11 protein-coding genes are annotated in these 17,768 nt (G+C 73.0%); 9 read left to right on the top strand and 2 right to left on the bottom strand.

What is annotated here, in order from left to right; genetic code table 11:
• The 5 genes from SGA01_RS36305 to SGA01_RS36285 all read left to right on the top strand — a co-directional run.
• On the top strand, nucleotides 1–232 hold a 232-nt coding region (locus SGA01_RS36305), incomplete at its 5' end, for a phosphopantetheine-binding protein (protein WP_141302260.1).
• A 9-nt stretch (nucleotides 233–241) separates the two neighbouring features.
• A complete protein-coding gene (locus tag SGA01_RS36300; protein ID WP_141302258.1) occupies nucleotides 242–7,450 on the top strand; it encodes a non-ribosomal peptide synthetase in 7,209 nt (2,402 codons plus the stop codon).
• A gap of 47 nt (nucleotides 7,451–7,497) precedes the next feature.
• Complete coding sequence (locus tag SGA01_RS36295) at nucleotides 7,498–7,893, top strand: nuclear transport factor 2 family protein (protein WP_141302255.1); 396 nt, start codon at nucleotides 7,498–7,500, stop codon at nucleotides 7,891–7,893.
• 76 nt (nucleotides 7,894–7,969) lie between these two features.
• Nucleotides 7,970–9,046: a branched-chain amino acid aminotransferase gene (locus tag SGA01_RS36290; RefSeq protein ID WP_141302253.1), complete on the top strand. Its 1,077-nt coding sequence runs from the start codon at nucleotides 7,970–7,972 to the stop codon at nucleotides 9,044–9,046.
• Nucleotides 9,047–9,211: 165 nt separating this feature from the next.
• Nucleotides 9,212–10,069, top strand: a complete 858-nt coding sequence (locus SGA01_RS36285) for a class I SAM-dependent methyltransferase (protein WP_141302251.1) — start codon at nucleotides 9,212–9,214, stop codon at nucleotides 10,067–10,069.
• Here the strand turns inward: SGA01_RS36285 and SGA01_RS36280 are convergent.
• Entirely contained in the window at nucleotides 10,024–10,431 is a 408-nt protein-coding gene (locus tag SGA01_RS36280) for a MerR family transcriptional regulator (protein WP_055639920.1), read from the bottom strand. The genes SGA01_RS36285 and SGA01_RS36280 overlap by 46 nt on opposite strands.
• A gap of 50 nt (nucleotides 10,432–10,481) precedes the next feature.
• Here SGA01_RS36280 and SGA01_RS36275 point away from each other — a divergent pair, with 50 nt between their 5' ends.
• Nucleotides 10,482–11,372, top strand: a complete 891-nt coding sequence (locus SGA01_RS36275) for an NAD(P)-dependent oxidoreductase (RefSeq protein ID WP_141302249.1) — start codon at nucleotides 10,482–10,484, stop codon at nucleotides 11,370–11,372.
• On the opposite strand, the gene SGA01_RS36270 is transcribed toward SGA01_RS36275, so the two are convergent.
• Nucleotides 11,369–14,512, bottom strand: a complete 3,144-nt coding sequence (locus SGA01_RS36270) for an AfsR/SARP family transcriptional regulator (RefSeq protein ID WP_255325358.1) — start codon at nucleotides 14,510–14,512, stop codon at nucleotides 11,369–11,371. The two genes, SGA01_RS36275 and SGA01_RS36270, sit on opposite strands and share 4 nt — an antisense overlap.
• 203 nt (nucleotides 14,513–14,715) lie before the next feature.
• Here SGA01_RS36270 and SGA01_RS36265 point away from each other — a divergent pair, with 203 nt between their 5' ends.
• The 3 genes from SGA01_RS36265 (at nucleotide 14,716) to SGA01_RS36255 (ending at nucleotide 17,717) form a co-directional block, all read left to right on the top strand.
• On the top strand, nucleotides 14,716–15,264 hold the full coding sequence (locus tag SGA01_RS36265; protein ID WP_141302246.1) for a hypothetical protein: 549 nt from the start codon (nucleotides 14,716–14,718) through the stop codon (nucleotides 15,262–15,264).
• 38 nt (nucleotides 15,265–15,302) lie between these two features.
• Nucleotides 15,303–16,850: an outer membrane protein assembly factor BamB family protein gene (locus SGA01_RS36260; RefSeq protein WP_141302244.1), complete on the top strand. Its 1,548-nt coding sequence runs from the start codon at nucleotides 15,303–15,305 to the stop codon at nucleotides 16,848–16,850.
• Nucleotides 16,851–16,943: 93 nt separating this feature from the next.
• A complete protein-coding gene (locus tag SGA01_RS36255) occupies nucleotides 16,944–17,717 on the top strand; it encodes an SDR family oxidoreductase (RefSeq protein ID WP_055639917.1) in 774 nt (257 codons plus the stop codon).
• Nucleotides 17,718–17,768: the final 51 nt, after the last annotated feature.

Below are 17,768 nucleotides of genomic sequence, written 5' to 3'. Positions count from 1 at the left end.
TCTCTTCGCCGAGGTCCTCGGGATCCCCGAGGTAGGCGTGGACGACGACTTCTTCCACCTCGGCGGCCACTCCCTGCTCGTCACCCGGCTCATCAGCCGCATCCGTGCGGTGTGTGACACCGAACTGTCCATCAAGACCGTGTTCGAGGCATCCACGCCGGCGACTCTCGCCGAGCGCCTGGACGGCGCCGAGAAGGCCAGGCCCGCACTGCGGCGCCGGTCCCGCTCCTGAGGAGAAACCATGATTCCGTTGTCGTACGCGCAGCAGCGGCTGTGGTTCCTCAGCCGCACGCAGCCGAACCCCAGCTACAACGTGCCCCTCGCCCTCCGCCTCGGCGGAACCCTCGACGCCGACTCCCTGCGCCTGGCGCTCGGGGACGTCCTCGGCCGTCACGAGGCGCTGCGCACGCGCTTCCCCGAGACCGAGGCCGAGATCACGTCCGGGATCGGCCTCTGGCAGGACATCGTTCCGATCGAAGAGGTCGAACTCCCCTGGGAGTCAGTCGCCACCGACCCGGGCCGGCTGACCTCCGACCTCGACGGCGCGGCTCGCCATATCTTCGACCTGACCACTGAACTCCCCCTGCGGGCTACCCTGTTCACGGTCGCGGACGACGACCACGTCCTCCTTCTCGTCTGCCACCACATAGCCGCCGACGGCTGGTCCCTCGGCCCGCTCCTAAGGGACCTCGCCACGGCCTACAGCACCCGGACCGCTACCGGCCTGGAGCCCGAATGGCCCGAACTCCCCGTGCAGTACGCGGATTACACGCTCTGGCAGCAGGAGGTGCTGGGGCGTGTGGAGGATCCGGAGAGTGTGGTGTCGGGTCAGCTTCGGCACTGGAAGGAGGTGCTCGCCGGTCTGCCGGAGGAGTTGGTGTTGCCGGCGGATCGTGCGCGTCCGGCTGTGCCGAGTCATCGGGGTGACGCGGTCCCGCTGACCCTCGACGCCGAGGTGCACGCTCGGGTCGTGGAGTTGGCGCGGTCGTCGGGTGCGACGGTGTTCATGGTGTGCCAGGCGGCTCTCGCAGCGCTGTTCACCCGGCTCGGGGCGGGCACCGACATTCCCCTGGGGACGCCGGTGGCCGGTCGTACGGACGAGGCGCTGGACGATCTCGTCGGCTTCTTTCTCAACACGTTGGTGTTGCGGACGGACACGTCGGGGGATCCGACCTTCCGGGAGCTGGTCGCTCGGGTGCGGCACACGGATCTGGAGGCGTTCGCGCATCAGGACCTGCCGTTCGAGCGGCTGGTCGAGGAGCTCAACCCGACCCGTTCCCTGGCCCGGCACCCCCTCTTCCAGGTGATGCTGGTGCAGAAGGACGCGGGTGGCCCCGGCGGTCGCACCTCCTCCTGGCCGGGACTGGACGTCGAGACGGTCCCCATCGGCACCGGTTCCGCGAAGTTCGACCTCACGGTCGGGATCGAGGAGCGGTACGACTCCGAAGGTCGGCCCGCAGGTCTCGACTGGACGCTCGGATACGCCTCCGACCTCTTCGACCACGCCACCGTGGAACGGCTCGGGCAGCGGCTCTCGGTCCTGTTATCCGCCCTCGCCAAGGACCCCGACCGGGCCCTCGGCGCAGTCGACCTCCTCACCGACCAGGAACGACGTGAGCTGCTCCCCGTACCGGGTGACGAGCGGCCGGCCGTGGCGCTCGGCCGCGTCGACCGGGTCTTCGAGGCGCAGGCGGCCCGTACTCCCGATGCGATCGCCCTCCTCTTCGAGGGCGAGTCCGTCACGTACGGCACGCTCGACGTTCAGGCCACCCGTCTCGCCCGCCGTCTCCACGCCGGTGGCGTGCGGGCCGGGGACATCGTCGCCGTACACCTGGAGCGTGGGCCCGACCTGGTCCGTGCCCTGCTCGCCGTACTCAAGGCGGGAGCGGCGTACACCCTCCTCGATCCGGACTTTCCCGCCGAGCGGCTGTCCGCGGTCCTCGCCGAGACCCGGGCCGCCGCCGTCATCACCGCGCCCGACGTGCCCGAGTGGCTCGCGGCCGCCGGCGTCCCGCCGGTCCACCCGACCACACCCGACAACGAGTCCGACGCCGAGTCCGCCGCCGGCCTCGATCCGGGAGCCGACGTTCCCTTCTCCGTCGGCCCCGACAGCGCCGAGGCGCCCGCCTGCGTGATGTTCACGTCCGGTTCGACGGGAGTGCCGAAGGGCGTGGTCGCCCCGCACCGGGCGCTCACCGGCACCCTCACCGGCCAGGAGTACGCCCCCTTCGGGGCCGGCGAGACCTGGCTGCAGAGCGCCCCCATGTCCTGGGACGCCTTCGCCACCGAACTCCTCGGCCCGCTGCTCAACGGCGGCCGTGTGGTACTTCAGCCGGGGCAGCGCCCCGAGCCGGCCACCATGGCCGACCTGGTCACCCGGCACGGCGTCACCGTCCTCAAGGCCTCGGCGAGCCTCTTCAACCATCTGCTCGACGAGCACCCCGAGGCCTTCCAGGCCCTCAACGCCGCCATGACCGGAGGCGAGGCCGCGTCCGTCGCCCACACCGCGCAGGTGCTCGAACGGTTCCCCGACGTCCGCGTCACCAACGGCTACGGCCCTGCCGAGAGCATGGGCTTCACCACCACCCACACCGTCACCGCCGCCGATCTGACCGGCTCGCCGATTCCCGTCGGGACGCCCGTCCACGGCAAGTACGCCCACGTCCTCGACGACCGGCTCAGGCCGGTGCCGTACGGCGTGCCGGGGGAGCTGTACCTGTCCGGCGCCGGGCTCGCGCTCGGCTACCTGCACCGCCCCGCGGCCACCGCGGAACGCTTCGTCGCGCACCCGTGCGGCGCACCGGGGGAGCGGGTCTACCGCACCGGCGACCTCGTGCGCCGCCGGGCCGACGGAGTCCTGGAGTACCTCGGCCGCGCCGACGACCAGGTCAAGATCCGCGGATTCCGCGTCGAACCCGCCGAGATCGAGACCCACCTCACCGCGCACCCCGACGTCCGGCAGGCGGCCGTCGTGGTCCGCGAGGACCGCCCCGGCGACCGGCGCCTGGTCGCGTACGTAGTCCCCGTCCGTCCCGGCACGGCCCCGGCCGGCCTGCGCGCCCACACGGCCGCGCGGGTCCCCGACCACATGGTGCCGTCCCAGTTCGTCACCCTCGACGCCCTGCCCCTCACCCCGAACGGCAAGCTCGACCGCCGTGCCCTCCCCGCCCCCGAGATCGGCTCCTCCCCGGGCGGCCGGGCCCCGCGCACCCCGCGCGAGGAGATCCTCTGCGGGCTGTTCGCCGAACTCCTCGGCGTCGGCGCGGTCGGCGCCGACGACGGCTTCTTCGACCTCGGCGGCCACTCGCTCCTCGCCGCCCGGCTGATCACCCGGGTCCGTGCCGCGCTCGGTGTGGAGATGACCGTCCGCGACCTGTTCCAGGAGCCGACGCCCGCCGGTCTCGCCGGACGCCTCGACGCCGCCGCCCGGGCCCGCCCCGCCCTGCGCCCCGTACCCCGCCCCGAGGAGCCGCCGCTCTCCTTCGCCCAGCAGCGCCTCTGGTTCTTCGGACGGGTGGACGACAGCCCGCTCTACAACGTGCCGTTCGCCCTCCGGCTGCGCGGCACCCTGGACCGCGAGGCCCTGCGGGAGGCGCTCGCCGACGCGGTCCGCCGTCACGAATCGCTGCGTACCCGCTTCCCCGAGTCCGGGACCGGCCCCTGGCAGGACGTCGTCCCGGCCGAAGAGGCCCGGGGCCGGGTCCCGTGGGAGTTCGTCACCACGGACCCCGACCGTCTTGAGGCCGACCTGAGCGACGTCGCCCGTCGCCCCTTCGATCTGACCGACGGAATGCCGCTGCGGGCCGCCCTGTTCACGGTCGCCGAGGACGATCATGTCCTGCTCCTCGTCCTCCACCACATCGTGTGCGACGGCTGGTCGATGGGGGCCCTCGCCCGGGAGGTCGCCGCCGGATACGCGGCCCACGCCGCCGGCAACCCGTCGCCCGCCCGGCCACTCCCCGTGCAGTACGCCGACTACACGCTGTGGCAGCAGGAGGTGCTGGGGCGTGTGGAGGATCCGGGGAGTGTGGTGTCGGGTCAGCTTCGGCACTGGAAGGAGGTGCTCGCCGGTCTGCCGGAGGAGTTGGTGTTGCCGGTGGACCGTGCGCGTCCGGCTGTGCCGAGTCATCGGGGCGATGCGGTGCCGGTGACGCTCGATGCCGGGGTGCATGGCCGGGTCGTGGAGTTGGCGCGGTCGTCGGGTGCGACGGTGTTCATGGTGTGCCAGGCGGCTCTGGCGGCACTGTTCACGCGGTTGGGGGCGGGTACGGACGTTCCGCTGGGGACGCCGGTGGCGGGTCGTACGGACGAGGCGCTGGACGATCTCGTCGGCTTCTTCGTCAACACGTTGGTGTTGCGGACGGACACGTCGGGGGATCCGACGTTCCGGGAGTTGCTCGCTCGGGTGCGGCACACGGATCTGGAGGCGTTCGCGCATCAGGACCTGCCGTTCGAGCGGCTGGTCGAGGAGCTCAACCCGGCCCGCTCCCTGGCCCGGCACCCCCTCTTCCAGGTACTCCTCGTGAAGAAGGACCCCACCGCATCCGGTCAGGCCGAATCGATGCCCGGCCTGCACACCGAGGTCGTCCCGGTCGGCACCTGGGTCGCGAAGTTCGACCTGACGGTCGGGATCGAGGAGCGGTACGACTCCGAGGGCCGGCCCGCAGGTCTCGACTGGACGCTCGGATACGCCTCCGACCTCTTCGACCACGCCACCGTGGAGCGGCTCGGGCAGCGGCTCTCGGTCCTGCTCACCGCCCTCGCCCAGAACCCCGACCGGGCCCTCGGCGCCGTCGACCTCCTCACCGACGAGGAGCACGACCGGGTACGCCACCACTGGAACGACACCACCGCCCCCGTCCCCGCCACCACACTGCCCCGGCTCTTCGCCGAACAGGCCCGCCGCACACCCGGGGCCACCGCCGTCCTCTTCGAGGACGAGCGGCTCGACTACGCCGCGCTCGACGCCCGCGCCGAACACCTCGCCCGCCACCTCGTGGCCCACGGCGCCCGCCCCGAACGCGTCGTCGCCGTCGCCCTGCCCCGCTCGGTGGAGCTCCTTGTCGCCCTCTACGCCGTGCACAAGGCCGGCGCCGCCTACCTGCCCATCGACCCCGACTACCCCCAGGACCGCGTCGCCCACATGCTCGACGACGCCGCGCCCGCCCTCGTCCTCACCCCCGGGCTCCTCGCCGAACTCGAAGCCGCCCCCGCCCCCGACTCCGTACGCGAACTGCCCGAGGCCCTGCCCGGTCACCCCGCCTACGTCATCTACACATCGGGGTCCACCGGCCGGCCCAAGGGCGTCGTCGTCACCCACGAGGCGATCGTGAACCGGCTCCTCTGGATGCAGCACACGTACCGCCTCGAACCCGGCGAGCGCGTCCTGCAGAAGACCCCCTCCAGCTTCGACGTCTCCGTCTGGGAGTTCTTCTGGCCACTGATCACCGGCGCCACCCTGGTCGTCGCCCGCCCCGAGGGCCACAAGGATCCCGACTACCTCGCCGCCCTGATCCAGCGTCACTCCGTCACCACCGCCCACTTCGTCCCCTCGATGCTGGAGGCGTTCCTCGCCGCCGCCGACGTCTCCGCCTGCCGCTCGCTGCGGCGCGTGATCTGCAGCGGAGAGGCCCTGCCCACCGTGCTCGCCGAGCGTTTCGCCGAGGTCAGCGCCGCCGAACTGCACAACCTGTACGGACCCACCGAAGCGGCCGTCGACGTCACCTGGCACCGCTTCGAACCGGCCGCCGCCGGTTCTCCGCCGAGCGCGGTCACCGTCCCCATCGGCCGGCCCGTCTGGAACACCGGCGTGCACGTCCTGGACGCCGGGCTGCGGCCGGTGCCGCCGGGAGTGACCGGCGAGCTCTACCTCTCCGGAGTCCAGCTCGCCCGGGGCTACCTGGGCCGCCCCGGCCTCACCTCGGAACGCTTCACCGCCGCACCCTTCGGGCCGCCCGGCAGCCGCGTGTACCGCACCGGCGACCTCGCCCGGTGGCGCGACGACGGCACGGTGGAGTTCCTCGGCCGCGCGGACGACCAGGTGAAGATCCGCGGCTTCCGCATCGAACTCGGCGAGATCACCGCGGTGCTCACCCGCCACCCGGGCGTCCGGCAGGCCGCCGTCGTGGTCCGCGAGGACCGGCCCGGCGACAAGCGCCTCGTCGCTTACGTCGTCGGCGAGACGGACGAGCTGCGTGACCACGCCGCCCGCGCGCTGCCCGCCCACATGGTGCCCGGACAGTTCGTACGCCTCGCCGAACTGCCCCTGAGCCCCAGCGGCAAGCTCGACCGCCGCCGCCTGCCCCGGCCCGCCCGCGCGGACACCACACCCGTACGCGGGCCCCGGGACAGCCGGGAGGAGACCCTGTGCGGACTGTTCGCGGAGACGCTCGGCGTGGAGACGGTCGGGGTCGACGACGGCTTCTTCGACCTCGGCGGCCACTCCCTGCTCGCCACCCGCCTGATCGCCGGCATCCGCCGCGCCTTCGGCGTCGACCTGGGCATCCAGGCACTGTTCGAAGCGCCCACCGTCGCGGGCCTCGCCGCCCGGCTCGCCGACGACGGCCCCACGACCGGAACCGGCGACTCCCTCGGCTCCCTGCTGCCGCTGCGCCCGCGCGGCGCCCTCGCCCACGCCGCACCGCTCTTCTGCGTCCACCCCGCGGCCGGGATCAGCTGGGTGTACGCGGGCCTGCTGCGCCACCTGGGCCCCGAGCGTCCCCTGTACGGGCTCCAGGCCCGCGGGCTGACCCCGCCGGAGCTGCCGGCGGCCGGACTGGACGCGATGGTCAAGGACTATCTGGCCCAGCTCCGCTCGGTGCAGCCCGAAGGGCCGTACCACCTCCTCGGCTGGTCCTTCGGCGGGCTAGTCGCCCACGCCCTGGCCACCCGGCTGCGTGCCGAGGGGCAGGAGGTGGCCCTGCTGGCCCTCATGGACGCCTACCCGCACCTCGTGACGGAGCCCTCCGAGAGCGGCAGCGACGGCACCGGCACCGGCACCGAGGCCACCCGGCCCCCGTCCTGGGCCGCCGGCGGCCCGCCGCCCGCCTCCTGCCCGCGGACGCTCGCCGCCCTGCTGGCCTCCCTGGGCCTCCCGGTCCCGGCCGGCACCCTGACCTTCGCCCGGTTCCAGAAGACCGTACGGAAGACCGGCGGCCCGCTCGCCCGGTTCGACGGCCCCGCCCTCGCCGCCCTGGCGGAGGTCTTCTCCTCGAACGTCCGACTGCGCCACGAGTTCGTTCCCGAACGCTTCGACGGCGACCTGCTGTTCTTCGCCGCGACCGAGGGCCGGACCGGCCGCCGCCAGCGGCCGGACGACTGGCGCCCGTACCTCGCGGGCCGCCTCGACGTCCACGAACTTCCCTTCGCGCACGGCGACATGACCCGGCCCGACGCGCTCGCGTGGATGGCCGACGCACTGATCGACCGGCTCACCCCGCCGGCGATCTGAGGTTCCGACCCACCCGTCCCGCCCACTCACCGCTCAGGAGACCCCGCATGCGGACCGACGACACCACCACCACGACCGCCACCTCCGCCTCGGCCGCCGAAGCCGATGTGCGCCGCTACTACGAGCTGGTCGACGCCGGCGACGTCCCCGGCCTGGTGGGCCTGTTCACCGCCGACGCCACCTACCACCGCCCGGGCTACGAACCCTTCGAGGGCCACGAGGGCCTGACCCGCTTCTACAGCGGCGCCCGCGTCATCCGAACGGGCCGGCACACGCTCACCAAGATCCTCGTCGAGGGCTCCGACGTCGCCGTGCACGGCGAGTTCAACGGCGAGCTCCACGACGGCACCACCGTGGGCCTGCGCTTCGCCGACTTCTTCCAGCTCGCGGCGGACGGCCGGTTCAGCCGCCGCGACACCTTCTTCTTCGCGCCGCTCGTCTGACCGGCGCGCGCCCGACTCCGACCGACCCGTGGCAACGCGTACCGACCCGTACCGACTCATCCCGTAAGGAATCGTCATGACCATCACGTTCGACCAGAACTCCGCCTCCTCCGCGCCCCAGCCCGTCCGCTCCCCGGGCCACGGCGACGCGTTCACCGACCACATGTTCACCATGTCGTGGAACGAGACGGACGGCTGGCACAAGCCCGGTCTCTCGCGGCTGCACGACCTCACCCTGCACCCCGGGACGATCGGCCTGCACTACGCCCAGGTCATCTTCGAGGGCCTCAAGGCCCACCGGCAGGCCGACGGCGGGGTCGCTGTCTTCCGGCCCTGGGAGCACGCCCGCCGCTTCCAGCGCTCGGCCCGCCGGCTGGCCATGCCCGAGCTGCCCGAGGACGTCTTCGTCGACTCCATCGAGCAGCTGCTCCGCGCCGATCAGGGGCTGCTCTCCGACGACCCGAGCCACAGCATCTACCTGCGGCCGCTGATGTTCGGCGCGGACGCCAACCTGATGCTCCGCCCCTCGCACACCTACGAGTACCTGGTCATGGCGTTCGTCGCCGGCGGCTTCTTCGGCAAGGCGCTGGAGACGGTCTCCGTCTGGGTCAGCCACGAGCACAGCCGCGCCATCCCGGGCGGCACCGGCAACGTCAAGTGCGCCGGAAACTACTCCGGTTCGTTCGTCGCCCAGCTCCAGGCGCAGGAGGCCGGCTGCCAGCAGGTCGTCTGGCTGGACCCGGTGGAGCGCACCTGGGTCGAGGAGATGGGCGGCATGAACATGTTCTTCGTACGGGGTACCGGCCCCGGGGCCGAGATCGTGACCCCGTCCCTGAGCGGCTCGCTCCTGCCCGGCGTCACCCGTGACACCCTGCTCGGGCTCGCCGAGGGCATGGGGTACGTCCCCCGGGAGGAGAAGGTCTCCCTGGAGCAGTGGCGCCGCGAATGCGCGGAGGGCCGCATCACCGAGGTGTTCGCCTCGGGCACCGCCGCCGTCGTCACCCCCGTCGGCCACGTCAAGGACCGCGACGGCGACTGGACCATCGGTGACGGCACCCCCGGCCCCGTCACCCTCGCCATGCGCGACGCCCTCGTCGACCTGCACCACGGCACCGCTCCCGACCCCAAGGGCTGGCTCCACCGCATCTCCTGACGGCGCGGGACACGCCCGGAAGCAGCACGAGGTACCCGGAGGCAGCCGATCGGCCCAGGCGCGGCGCGCCTCGGCCGTGCGGGCGGCCGCCGGGGGAGTATCGGTGGGCGGGCGGCCCCGGCACGGGCCGCCCGGCACCGCCCCCAGGCATGAAGAGGTCCGGTCATGGAACAGTTCGGCGGCCGATACGGCGAGGACGTCTTCCGTCCCGAGCAGGCGGGCGAGGGCGAGCGCATCGACTTCGGCGCCCTCGCCTACGACGCCATCACCATGGCACGGCTCCGGGCTCTCGGCGCCGGTCCGGGTTGGCGCTGCCTGGACGTCGGGGCCGGCACGGGCACGGTCTCCCGCCGGCTGCTCGCCGAGGCCGGGGTCACGAGCGTGCTCGCCGTCGACCGCGACGTACGCTTCCTGAGCGAGCGGCCCCTGCCCGGACTCGACGTGCTGGAGACCGACGTCACCGCCCCGGACTTCGACCCCGGCCGGTTCCGACTCGTCCACGCGCGTTTCGTGCTCATGCACCTGCCCGGGCACGACCGCCTGATCACCCGGCTCGCGGAACTCGTCGAGCCGGGCGGGGTGCTGGTGCTCAGCGACGCCGTCGACCTGACGAGCGGCCTGCCGGACGCCGTGACACCCGGCACTCCGTACACCGCGGTCATGCGGGCGATGTGGCAGGGGCTACGGGACACCATCGGCACCGATGTCGGCTGGGTGCCCTCCTACCCCCACCTGCTGCGCGGGGCCGGACTCCGGCCCGTGGCCGCCGAGATCCACGTACCGCCGCTGCTGCCGGGCAGCCCCATCAGCCGCTTCTGGGCGGACACCTGGCAGCGGAGCCGGGCGGCGATGCTCGCCACCGGCCTGGTCGACGACGCGGCCGTCGACGCGGCGACCCGCTACCTGGACTCCGACGAGTGCGCCGCGCTGTCGGCCGGCATGCTCACCGTCTGGGGACGGAAGCCCGGGGAGGCCGGTCAGGAGGCGACGGACCCCACGACGGGGCCGGTGAGCAGCGGGTAGCTCTCGCCGCCCATGCGTTCCGCCGCGTCGATGTAGCCGTTGAGGGCCTCGCGGGACTGGGCGAGCCGGTCCATCTGGCTGTCGAGGCGTCGCAGGCGCGAGCGCATCGCGGCCAGCAGCTCGGGACATCCGACGAGTTCCGGGGCCTCGCCGACCGCGCAGGGCAGCAGGTACGCGATGTCCTCGGAGGACAGCCCGGCCCCGAGCAGGTGCCTGATCTGCTTCACCCGCAGCAGGGCGTTCTCGTCGTACTCGCGATAGCCGTTCGTTCCCCGGTCCGCCACCAGCAGACCCTGGGCCTCGTAATAGCGCAGTTGGTGGGCGTTGACGCCCGTCCGCCGACTCAGTTCCCCGATCCGCATCGAAAACCTCGCTTGACCTTCACACCGGTATCAACGTTGACGATGCTGCCATGAACAACACACCACACGCGCCCGTGACCGTCATCGGACTCGGACTGATGGGCCAGGCCCTCGCCGGCGCGTTCCTGAAAGCCGGACACCCCACCACCGTGTGGAACCGGACTCCCGCCAAGGCCGCCCCGCTGGTGGCCGCGGGAGCACGGTCGGCTCCGACCCTCGGCGACGCGCTCGCCGCGAGCCCCCTGACGATCGTCTGCCTCACCGACTACGACGCCGTGTACGAACTGCTCGGCGCGAACGGTGTCGAGCCGGACCCCACGACGCCGATCGACACGACGCTGATCAACCTGACCTCGGGGAGCGCGGGCCAGGCGCGCGAGGCCGCCGAGTGGGCCGAGCGGCGCGGTGCCCGCTACCTGGACGGCGCCATCATGGCCATCCCGTCGGGGATCGGCACCGCCGAGGCGGTGATCCTCCACAGCGGCCCCGAACAGGTCTTCGCGGACCACGCGTCGACGCTCGGCGCCCTCGGCACGATCACCCACCTCGGTGCGGACCCCGGCCTGGCGTCCCTGTACGACGTGGCCGGGCTGGCCATGATGTGGAGCGTCCTGAACGCCTGGCTCCAGGGCACCGCCCTGCTCGCGAAGGCCGGTGTCGACGCCGTGACGTACGCGCCGTTCGCCCGGCAGATCGCCGCCGGAGTGGCCGACTGGCTGCCCGGGTACGCCGAGCAGATCGACAAGGGCTCCTTCCCGGCCGAGGTGGCGGCGCTGGAGACCGACGCGCGGGCCATGGAGCACCTGATCGAGGAGAGCGAGGCGATGGGGGTCAACGCCGAACTGCCCAGGCTGATCAAGGCGATGGCGGACCGCGCGATCGCCGCCGGACACGGCGGGGAGCAGTACCCCGTGCTGATCGAGGAGTTCGGCAAGCCCTAGGAAGGGCGAGCGGTCGACCGGTCGAGCGCGTCGCGCGCCGAGTCGTACTCCCGGGGGTGGTCGCCCGCTCCGGGGAGGGCGAGGGCGGTACGGAACTCCTGACGCGCCTCGGCATGGCGGCCCGCCGCCGCGTACGTCCTGCCGAGGCCGATACGGACGCCCATCTCCAGCCAGGTGCTCGTGCGCCCGGTCAGCGTCGACAGCGCCTCGTGGTGGGTGTCGACGGCCGAGCGCAGATCGCCCTGGACGTGCTCCGCCGCGGCGAGCTGCGACAGGCCCGCCGCGCGCAGCGGGAGGTCCTCGGCCTCGCGGGCCAGTTCGGCCGCCCGCCGCAGCAGCTCCGTGGCCTCCGCGTGGTGGCCGAGGGCCAGGTGGGCTTCGGCGGCGAAGCACAGGGTGCTGCTGATCGTCCGGGGGCGGCCGTTCTTCTCGGCGAGGGCGAGGGCCGTGGCGTAGTGGTCGAGCGCCCGCTCGTGCAGCCCCCGCTGGGAGTGGATCGCGCCGAGGTTGCAGTTCGCCATGCCGGTCAGCCAGTCGTCGTCGAGACCGGCCGCCAGCTCCACCGCCTCGCTCAGGTGGGCCAGGGCCTCCTCGGTCCGGCCCAGCGGCCACGTCGCGGCGCCCAGACCGGCGATCGCCCGGGCGCGGTCCCGCGGATCGCCCTGGCAGCGGGCGTACCGCAAGGCTTCGGCGAACCACTCGCCGGCCTGCCGGAACCGGCCCTGGTACACGTCGACGATTCCCAGGCAGATGCGGAGGGACGACGGCATGCGCCGGTCGGCCGTCATGTCGGCGCAGGCCAGGGCGTGTTCGAGGGCGGTGCGGCACTCGTGGAAGTGGCCCCGGCGCGCCAGGTGGTCGACGAGGGCCTCGGCGATCCGGCAGGCGTGGTCGAACTCCCCGGCGGCGGCCGCGAAGGCCACGACGTCGACCAGGTCCCCGCCCGCCGCGTTCAGCCACGCGGAGGCCTCTCCCCAACCGGAGAAGGTGTGACCGGCGACGTCGCGGCCGGCGACGTCGCGAGCGGTGATGTCGTGGTCGGTGACGTCATGGCCTGTGGGGAAGGTTTCCGGTCCCCAGTCGCTCGCGACGCGGCCCGCCGCCGTGTAGAGCCGCAGGACCGCGGTGCGGTCGGCGGCGGCCTCCAGGGGCGCCTCGGCTGCGAGTCGCCGCGCATGAGCCCGTACGAGATCGTGCAGCCGGTAGCGGCCGGGGTGCGGTTCCTGGAGCAGGCTCGCGTCGACCAGGTCCTCCAGGAGGGCCTCGGCGTCCTCACCGGATCCGCCCAGCATGGCGGCGAGGGTCAGGCCGTCGAAGCGGGCGGTCGGTGCCGAACCCAATGCCCTGAAGGAGCGCCGCAGTTCGGGGGAGAGCTGGTCGTACGACATCCTGAAGGCGGCCTCCACGCTGCGGTCACCGGCCCGCAGCTCGCCGAGGCCGCGCGTGTCGTCGGACATCCGGCCGGCCAGGAAGGCCAGCGTCCAGGACGGGCGGTTCTGCAGCCGGGCGCCGGCGATGCGCAGGGCCAGCGGGAGGCCGCCGCAGCGCAGGGCGAGCTCGCGGGCGGCCTCGGGTTCACGGTCCGCCCGGGCCTCGCCGAGCAGCTCCCGGAACAGGCCGACGGCGTCACCGGAGGCCAGCGGCTCCACGGTGAGCCGGAGATCGGCGTCGAGGCCCGGCAGACGATTCCGGCCCGCCACCAGGACCCGGCTGCCCGGTCCCGCGGGCAGCAGCGGCCGTACCTGCTCGGCACTGCGGGCGTTGTCCACGACCAGCAGCAGCCGCAGACCGCTCGTCGCCGCTCGCCATGCGGTGACCAGCTCCGGCATGTCGTCCACGTCGGTTGACTCATAGGCGAGTTGGTCGCCGGAGCCGCGCATCGTGCGCAGCAGCCGGCGCAGGGCCCGCTGCGGGCCGACGGTCTCGTGGGCGGCGCCGTACGCGTGCAGGTCCACGAACAGGCAGCCGTCGGGGTAGGAATCGCCCAGCGTCCAGGCGGCGCGCACCACCAGCGCGGTCTTGCCGACGCCCGCCGTGCCGTCGATCGTCATCACGGACACGGCGCCGGGCGCCACGGGAGCGGTGAGCAGGGCGAGTTCCGCCTCGCGGCCCACCAGACAGGAGGTGTCACCGGGAAGTTCGTTGCGGCGCGGACGCGGACGCGGACGCGGGCTCGTGTGCGTGTGCGTGTGCGTGTGCGTGTGCGGCTGGGGCTCGTGGGGCGGTGGGGCAGGGGAGGGCTCGGGGGCGGCCGGTTCCGTGGAGTGGTCCTGTCGCGGCCGGACGTCCGGGAGCAGGGTGTCCCCGCCCGCGCGCGGCGCCGGCGTGCGGCCGAGCAGCAGCGTGTCCTCGCGGCGCAGGACGGCCTGGTGGACGCGGCGCAGCTCCTCGCCCGGCTCCACGCCCAGCTCGTCGAGGAGCCGCCGCCGCGTCTCCTGGTAGACGGACAGCGCCTCGGCCTGCCGGCCGCCGGCGTAGAGGGCACGCATCCGCAGGGCCGCCAGCGGCTCGTCGTGAGGCCGGGCCAGCGGCGCCGCCATGAGAGAGTCCAGCGCGTCGGGGTACCGCCCGAGCAGCAGCAGGCACTCGGCGCGGTCCTGGTGCAGGGCGCGCCGCTGCCGGGCGAGGCGGTGCCGCTCCGTGTCGGCGAGCGGCCCCGGCAGACCGGGCAGGGGTTCGGCGCCCAGCAGCTCCAGGGCCCGGCCGCCGTGGTCGAGGGCGCCGTCGAGGTCACCGGCGGCCTTCGCGCGCCGCGCGAGCCCGGTGTGTTCGGCGAGGTCGGCGAGGTCGGTCCGGGTCTCGCCCGGCACGAAGCGGTAGCCGCCGCGCCCCCCTTCGACCAGCGAGCCGGCCGGCCCGGCGCCCGGCGCGTCGAGCGCCTTGCGGAGCGCGTACACATAGCTCGGCAGGACCCGGTGGCCCGTACCCGGAGGTTCGGTCCCCCAGACGTCGTCGAGGAGCTGGCCGTACGTCACGAGGTCCGGTGCGCGCAGGACCAGGGCGGCGAGGACCGCCTGGCGCCTGACCGGGCCGAGACCGAGCGGCGTACCGCCGCGACGGGCGCGGACGGGCCCGAGCAGCTCGATCCGCAGCCGCTCCTCCGCCCCCGCCGGCTTCGCACCCGGCCCCGCCGCGTCCACGCCCACTTCGATGCCCCATGTCCCCGTGTTCCCTGCCCGCGCAGTGGCCCCAGTCTCCTGCATCAGCGGGATTTCATCCCTGCTGCAGAGCACGTCTCCAGTGTGGGACTCGTCATGTCGGGCGCCGACGGTCCGGGCGGTGTACGGGAACAACCGGCCGGGCGGGAAGCGGCCGACACACCGTCAAGAGAGGACATGTCCCCATGTCTCACGTCAGCGGAGCGTCCGGCGCACGGCCCACCCGTCGTGCCGGTCGCTGGGAGCGCTACCGGGTCACCCATCCCTTCTCCGCGCGGGACCAGGCGGCCCTGTGGGGGTCGATCGTGGGTGTCGTGGCCCTGGCCGCGCTGCTCGGCTGGGCCCTCGACATGAAGGGCGGTGTCGTCATCGTCGCGGCGCTGCCCTTCATCATCGCCTCGTTCGAGAACCGCCGCACCGCGTTCCAGTTCGACGCGGCCGGTGCCCGTTTCGGCACCGTCCTCGTGCCGTGGGCCGACGTCACCGAGTTCGTCGTGGCCACATCGGCGGACGGACAGCGGGCGCTGATCGGCGCGCGGCTCCGCCCCGGCGCGGCCCTTCCGGCGGGGGCGGCCGCCCCGGTGCGGGACCCGGCCATGCCCGCGCCCGTCCATGTCGCCGTTCCGCGTGCCAAGTTCGATCTGTCGAAGATGCTCCACAAGGCCCGTAAGTACGCTCCGTCGCACATCCGGATCGTGGTCGCCGACCCGTCCGGCGAACGTCCCGCCTCCTGATGACCAGCTCTCGGACCGGCGGACAGTAGGGGAGACCGATGCACCACCCGCCACAGCCCTGGTACCGGCCGCACCAGCCACAGCAGCCGGTCCCTGACAATCCGTACGCCCCCGGGGGCTACACCCCGCCGGAGCTGCCGCCCCGCCGCAGACGCTTCGGCAAGGGGCCGCTGATCGCGACGGTCGTCGTGCTGTTGCTCGTGGCGGCGAGCGGATGGGTGTACGCCCTCGGCGACGGCCGGTGGGGCCGGTCGGCGCCGCCCGTCGCCGACAAGGCGCCCAGCCCTTCCGCGACGCCGACGCCCTCCCGTACGCCCGCCGTCCGCACCCCGGAGCCGCAGCGCATCCCGACGTCGGAGGAGCTGAACGTCGGGCGCGCGGCCGGCGACGCCACGGCGTGGATCGCCGACGACCGGACCGACCTGCCCCGGCGGTCCATCAAGCTCTACCCCCTGTGGATCGTCGGCGACACCGTCGTCCAGGCCGCGTACGAGAAGGTCACCGCCCGTCGGCTGTCGGACGGCACCGAGGCGTGGAGCGTGCCGCTGCCCGCCTCCGTCTGCGAGGCGCCGGCCAACCCGACCCCCGACGGCAAGATCGTCGTGGTCTACCAGAGCGACAGGAACTGGACCGGGAACCGCTGCAACCAGCTGCAGATGATCGACCTGAGGACCGGGAAGGCCGGGTGGCGCAAGAAGCTCACCGAGACCGGCTCCATGGACGGCACGATCATGGTGAACAGCGCCATCAGCGGCGGGACCCTCGCGATCGTCCAGAGCATGAAGGCAGCCGCGTACCGGGTGGACACCGGCGCCAAGCTCTACGACATCCCCCTGGAGAACCCCGGGAAGTGCTACCCCGACAACGTCGCGGGAGGGGTCCGGCTCGTGGTCAGCTCCACCTGCGCGATCAACGTCGACCGCGGCAAGTCGTACTACCAGCTCCGCGAGCTCGACCCGCGCACCGGCAAGGTCCGCTGGCGCTACCGCACCCAGCCGGGCTGGATCATGGGGAAGATGCTCTCCGTCGACCCGGTCGTCTTCACCACCTACCACCACAAGGAACTCACCGACGACTGGCGGGTCGCGGCCCTCAAGCCCGACGGGAAGCTCCGCGTCACCATCGACGCCCGGCCCAAGGGGTTCGCGTACTGCGCCGACGCGGGCGACTCGGGAGGGAACATGCAGATGTGCCCGGGCACCGCCGTCGGCAAGGACATCGTCTTCCTCGGCGGCACCGACCGGGTCGGCGGCTACAGCCTCGCCACCGGGAAACTGGTCTGGGGCGTGAAGTCCTCGGTCGGCACCCTGCACCCCCTGCGTCCGGACGGCGGTGCGTGGGCACTCGTCTACGAGGCCCCCACGGACAAGGAGCCGGGCAGGATCACCCGCTTCGGGCCCGGCGGCGTGGACACGAAGAAGGAGGTGCTCCGGCATCCCGTGACGGCCCGGGCCACCGAACGCCACATGCTCGCGGGACGCCTGGCCTACGCGAACGGCCGGATCGTGCTCTCCCCGAGCGGGGTCTCCGGCAACGACGCGATGCACGAGGCCCGCATGCTGTCCTTCGCTCCCGGGAGCCCGTGAAGACCTGGTTACCGGTCAATGATCACGCAGTGATACCGGCCCGGTTACGGTCGGTGTCGTTCAGTGAGTCGCTTGACGTCTTCAGGAGTTGTGATGGGCAAGTACGCCGGCAAGAAGGCCGTGGTCATCGGTGGGACGCACGGTATGGGCCTCGCCATGGTGCAGGGGCTGCTCGACGGCGGGGCCGAGGTCCTGCTGACGGGGCGCAACAAGGACAACATCGAGACCGCGCGCAAGGACCTCGACGGCAAGGCCGTGCACGTCCTGCGCTCGGACGTCGCGAGCATGGACGACATCGCGGAGCTGGGCGCGGAGGTCGAGAAGAAGCTCGGCCGCGTCGACTCCGTCTTCGTGAACGTCGGTTACGCCGCTCTCGAGCCGATCGCCCTCGTCACCGAGGAGACCTACGACCGGCAGTTCGGCGTGAACACCAAGGGTGTCTTCTTCACGGTGCAGAAGCTCGCCCCGCTCATGAACGACAACGGGTCGATCGTCTTCACCACCTCGATCGCCAATGTCACCGGCACCCCCGGCATGGGCGTGTACTCGGGCGCGAAGGCGGCCGTGCGCTCCTTCGCCCAGGTCTTCGCCGCCGAGCTGCTGCCCCGCGGCATCCGGGTCAACTCCGTCAGCCCGGGCTTCATCCACACCCCGACCATGGGCATCGCGGACGCCACGGCCGAGGAGCGGGCCATCCTCAGCGCGGTGGGCGACGAGCTCACCCCGATGAAGCGGCACGGCACGCCGGAGGAGGTCGCCACCGCCGCGCTCTTCTTCGCCTTCGACGCGACCTTCACCACCGGTGTCGAGCTCGTCGTGGACGGCGGCCTCACCCAGCACATCCAGCCGGTCCCGCCGCAGCAGTGACGGCATCCGTGGCCCGCGGAGCGGCATCGCCGCCCCGCGGGCCACGGCCGT

Origin of the sequence: Streptomyces gardneri (genome assembly GCF_006539185.1) — a bacterium.
GTDB lineage: Bacteria > Actinomycetota > Actinomycetes > Streptomycetales > Streptomycetaceae > Streptomyces > Streptomyces gardneri.
The sequence above is the reverse complement of the archived record's forward strand: the minus strand, read 5'-3'. Positions and strand labels throughout refer to the sequence as shown.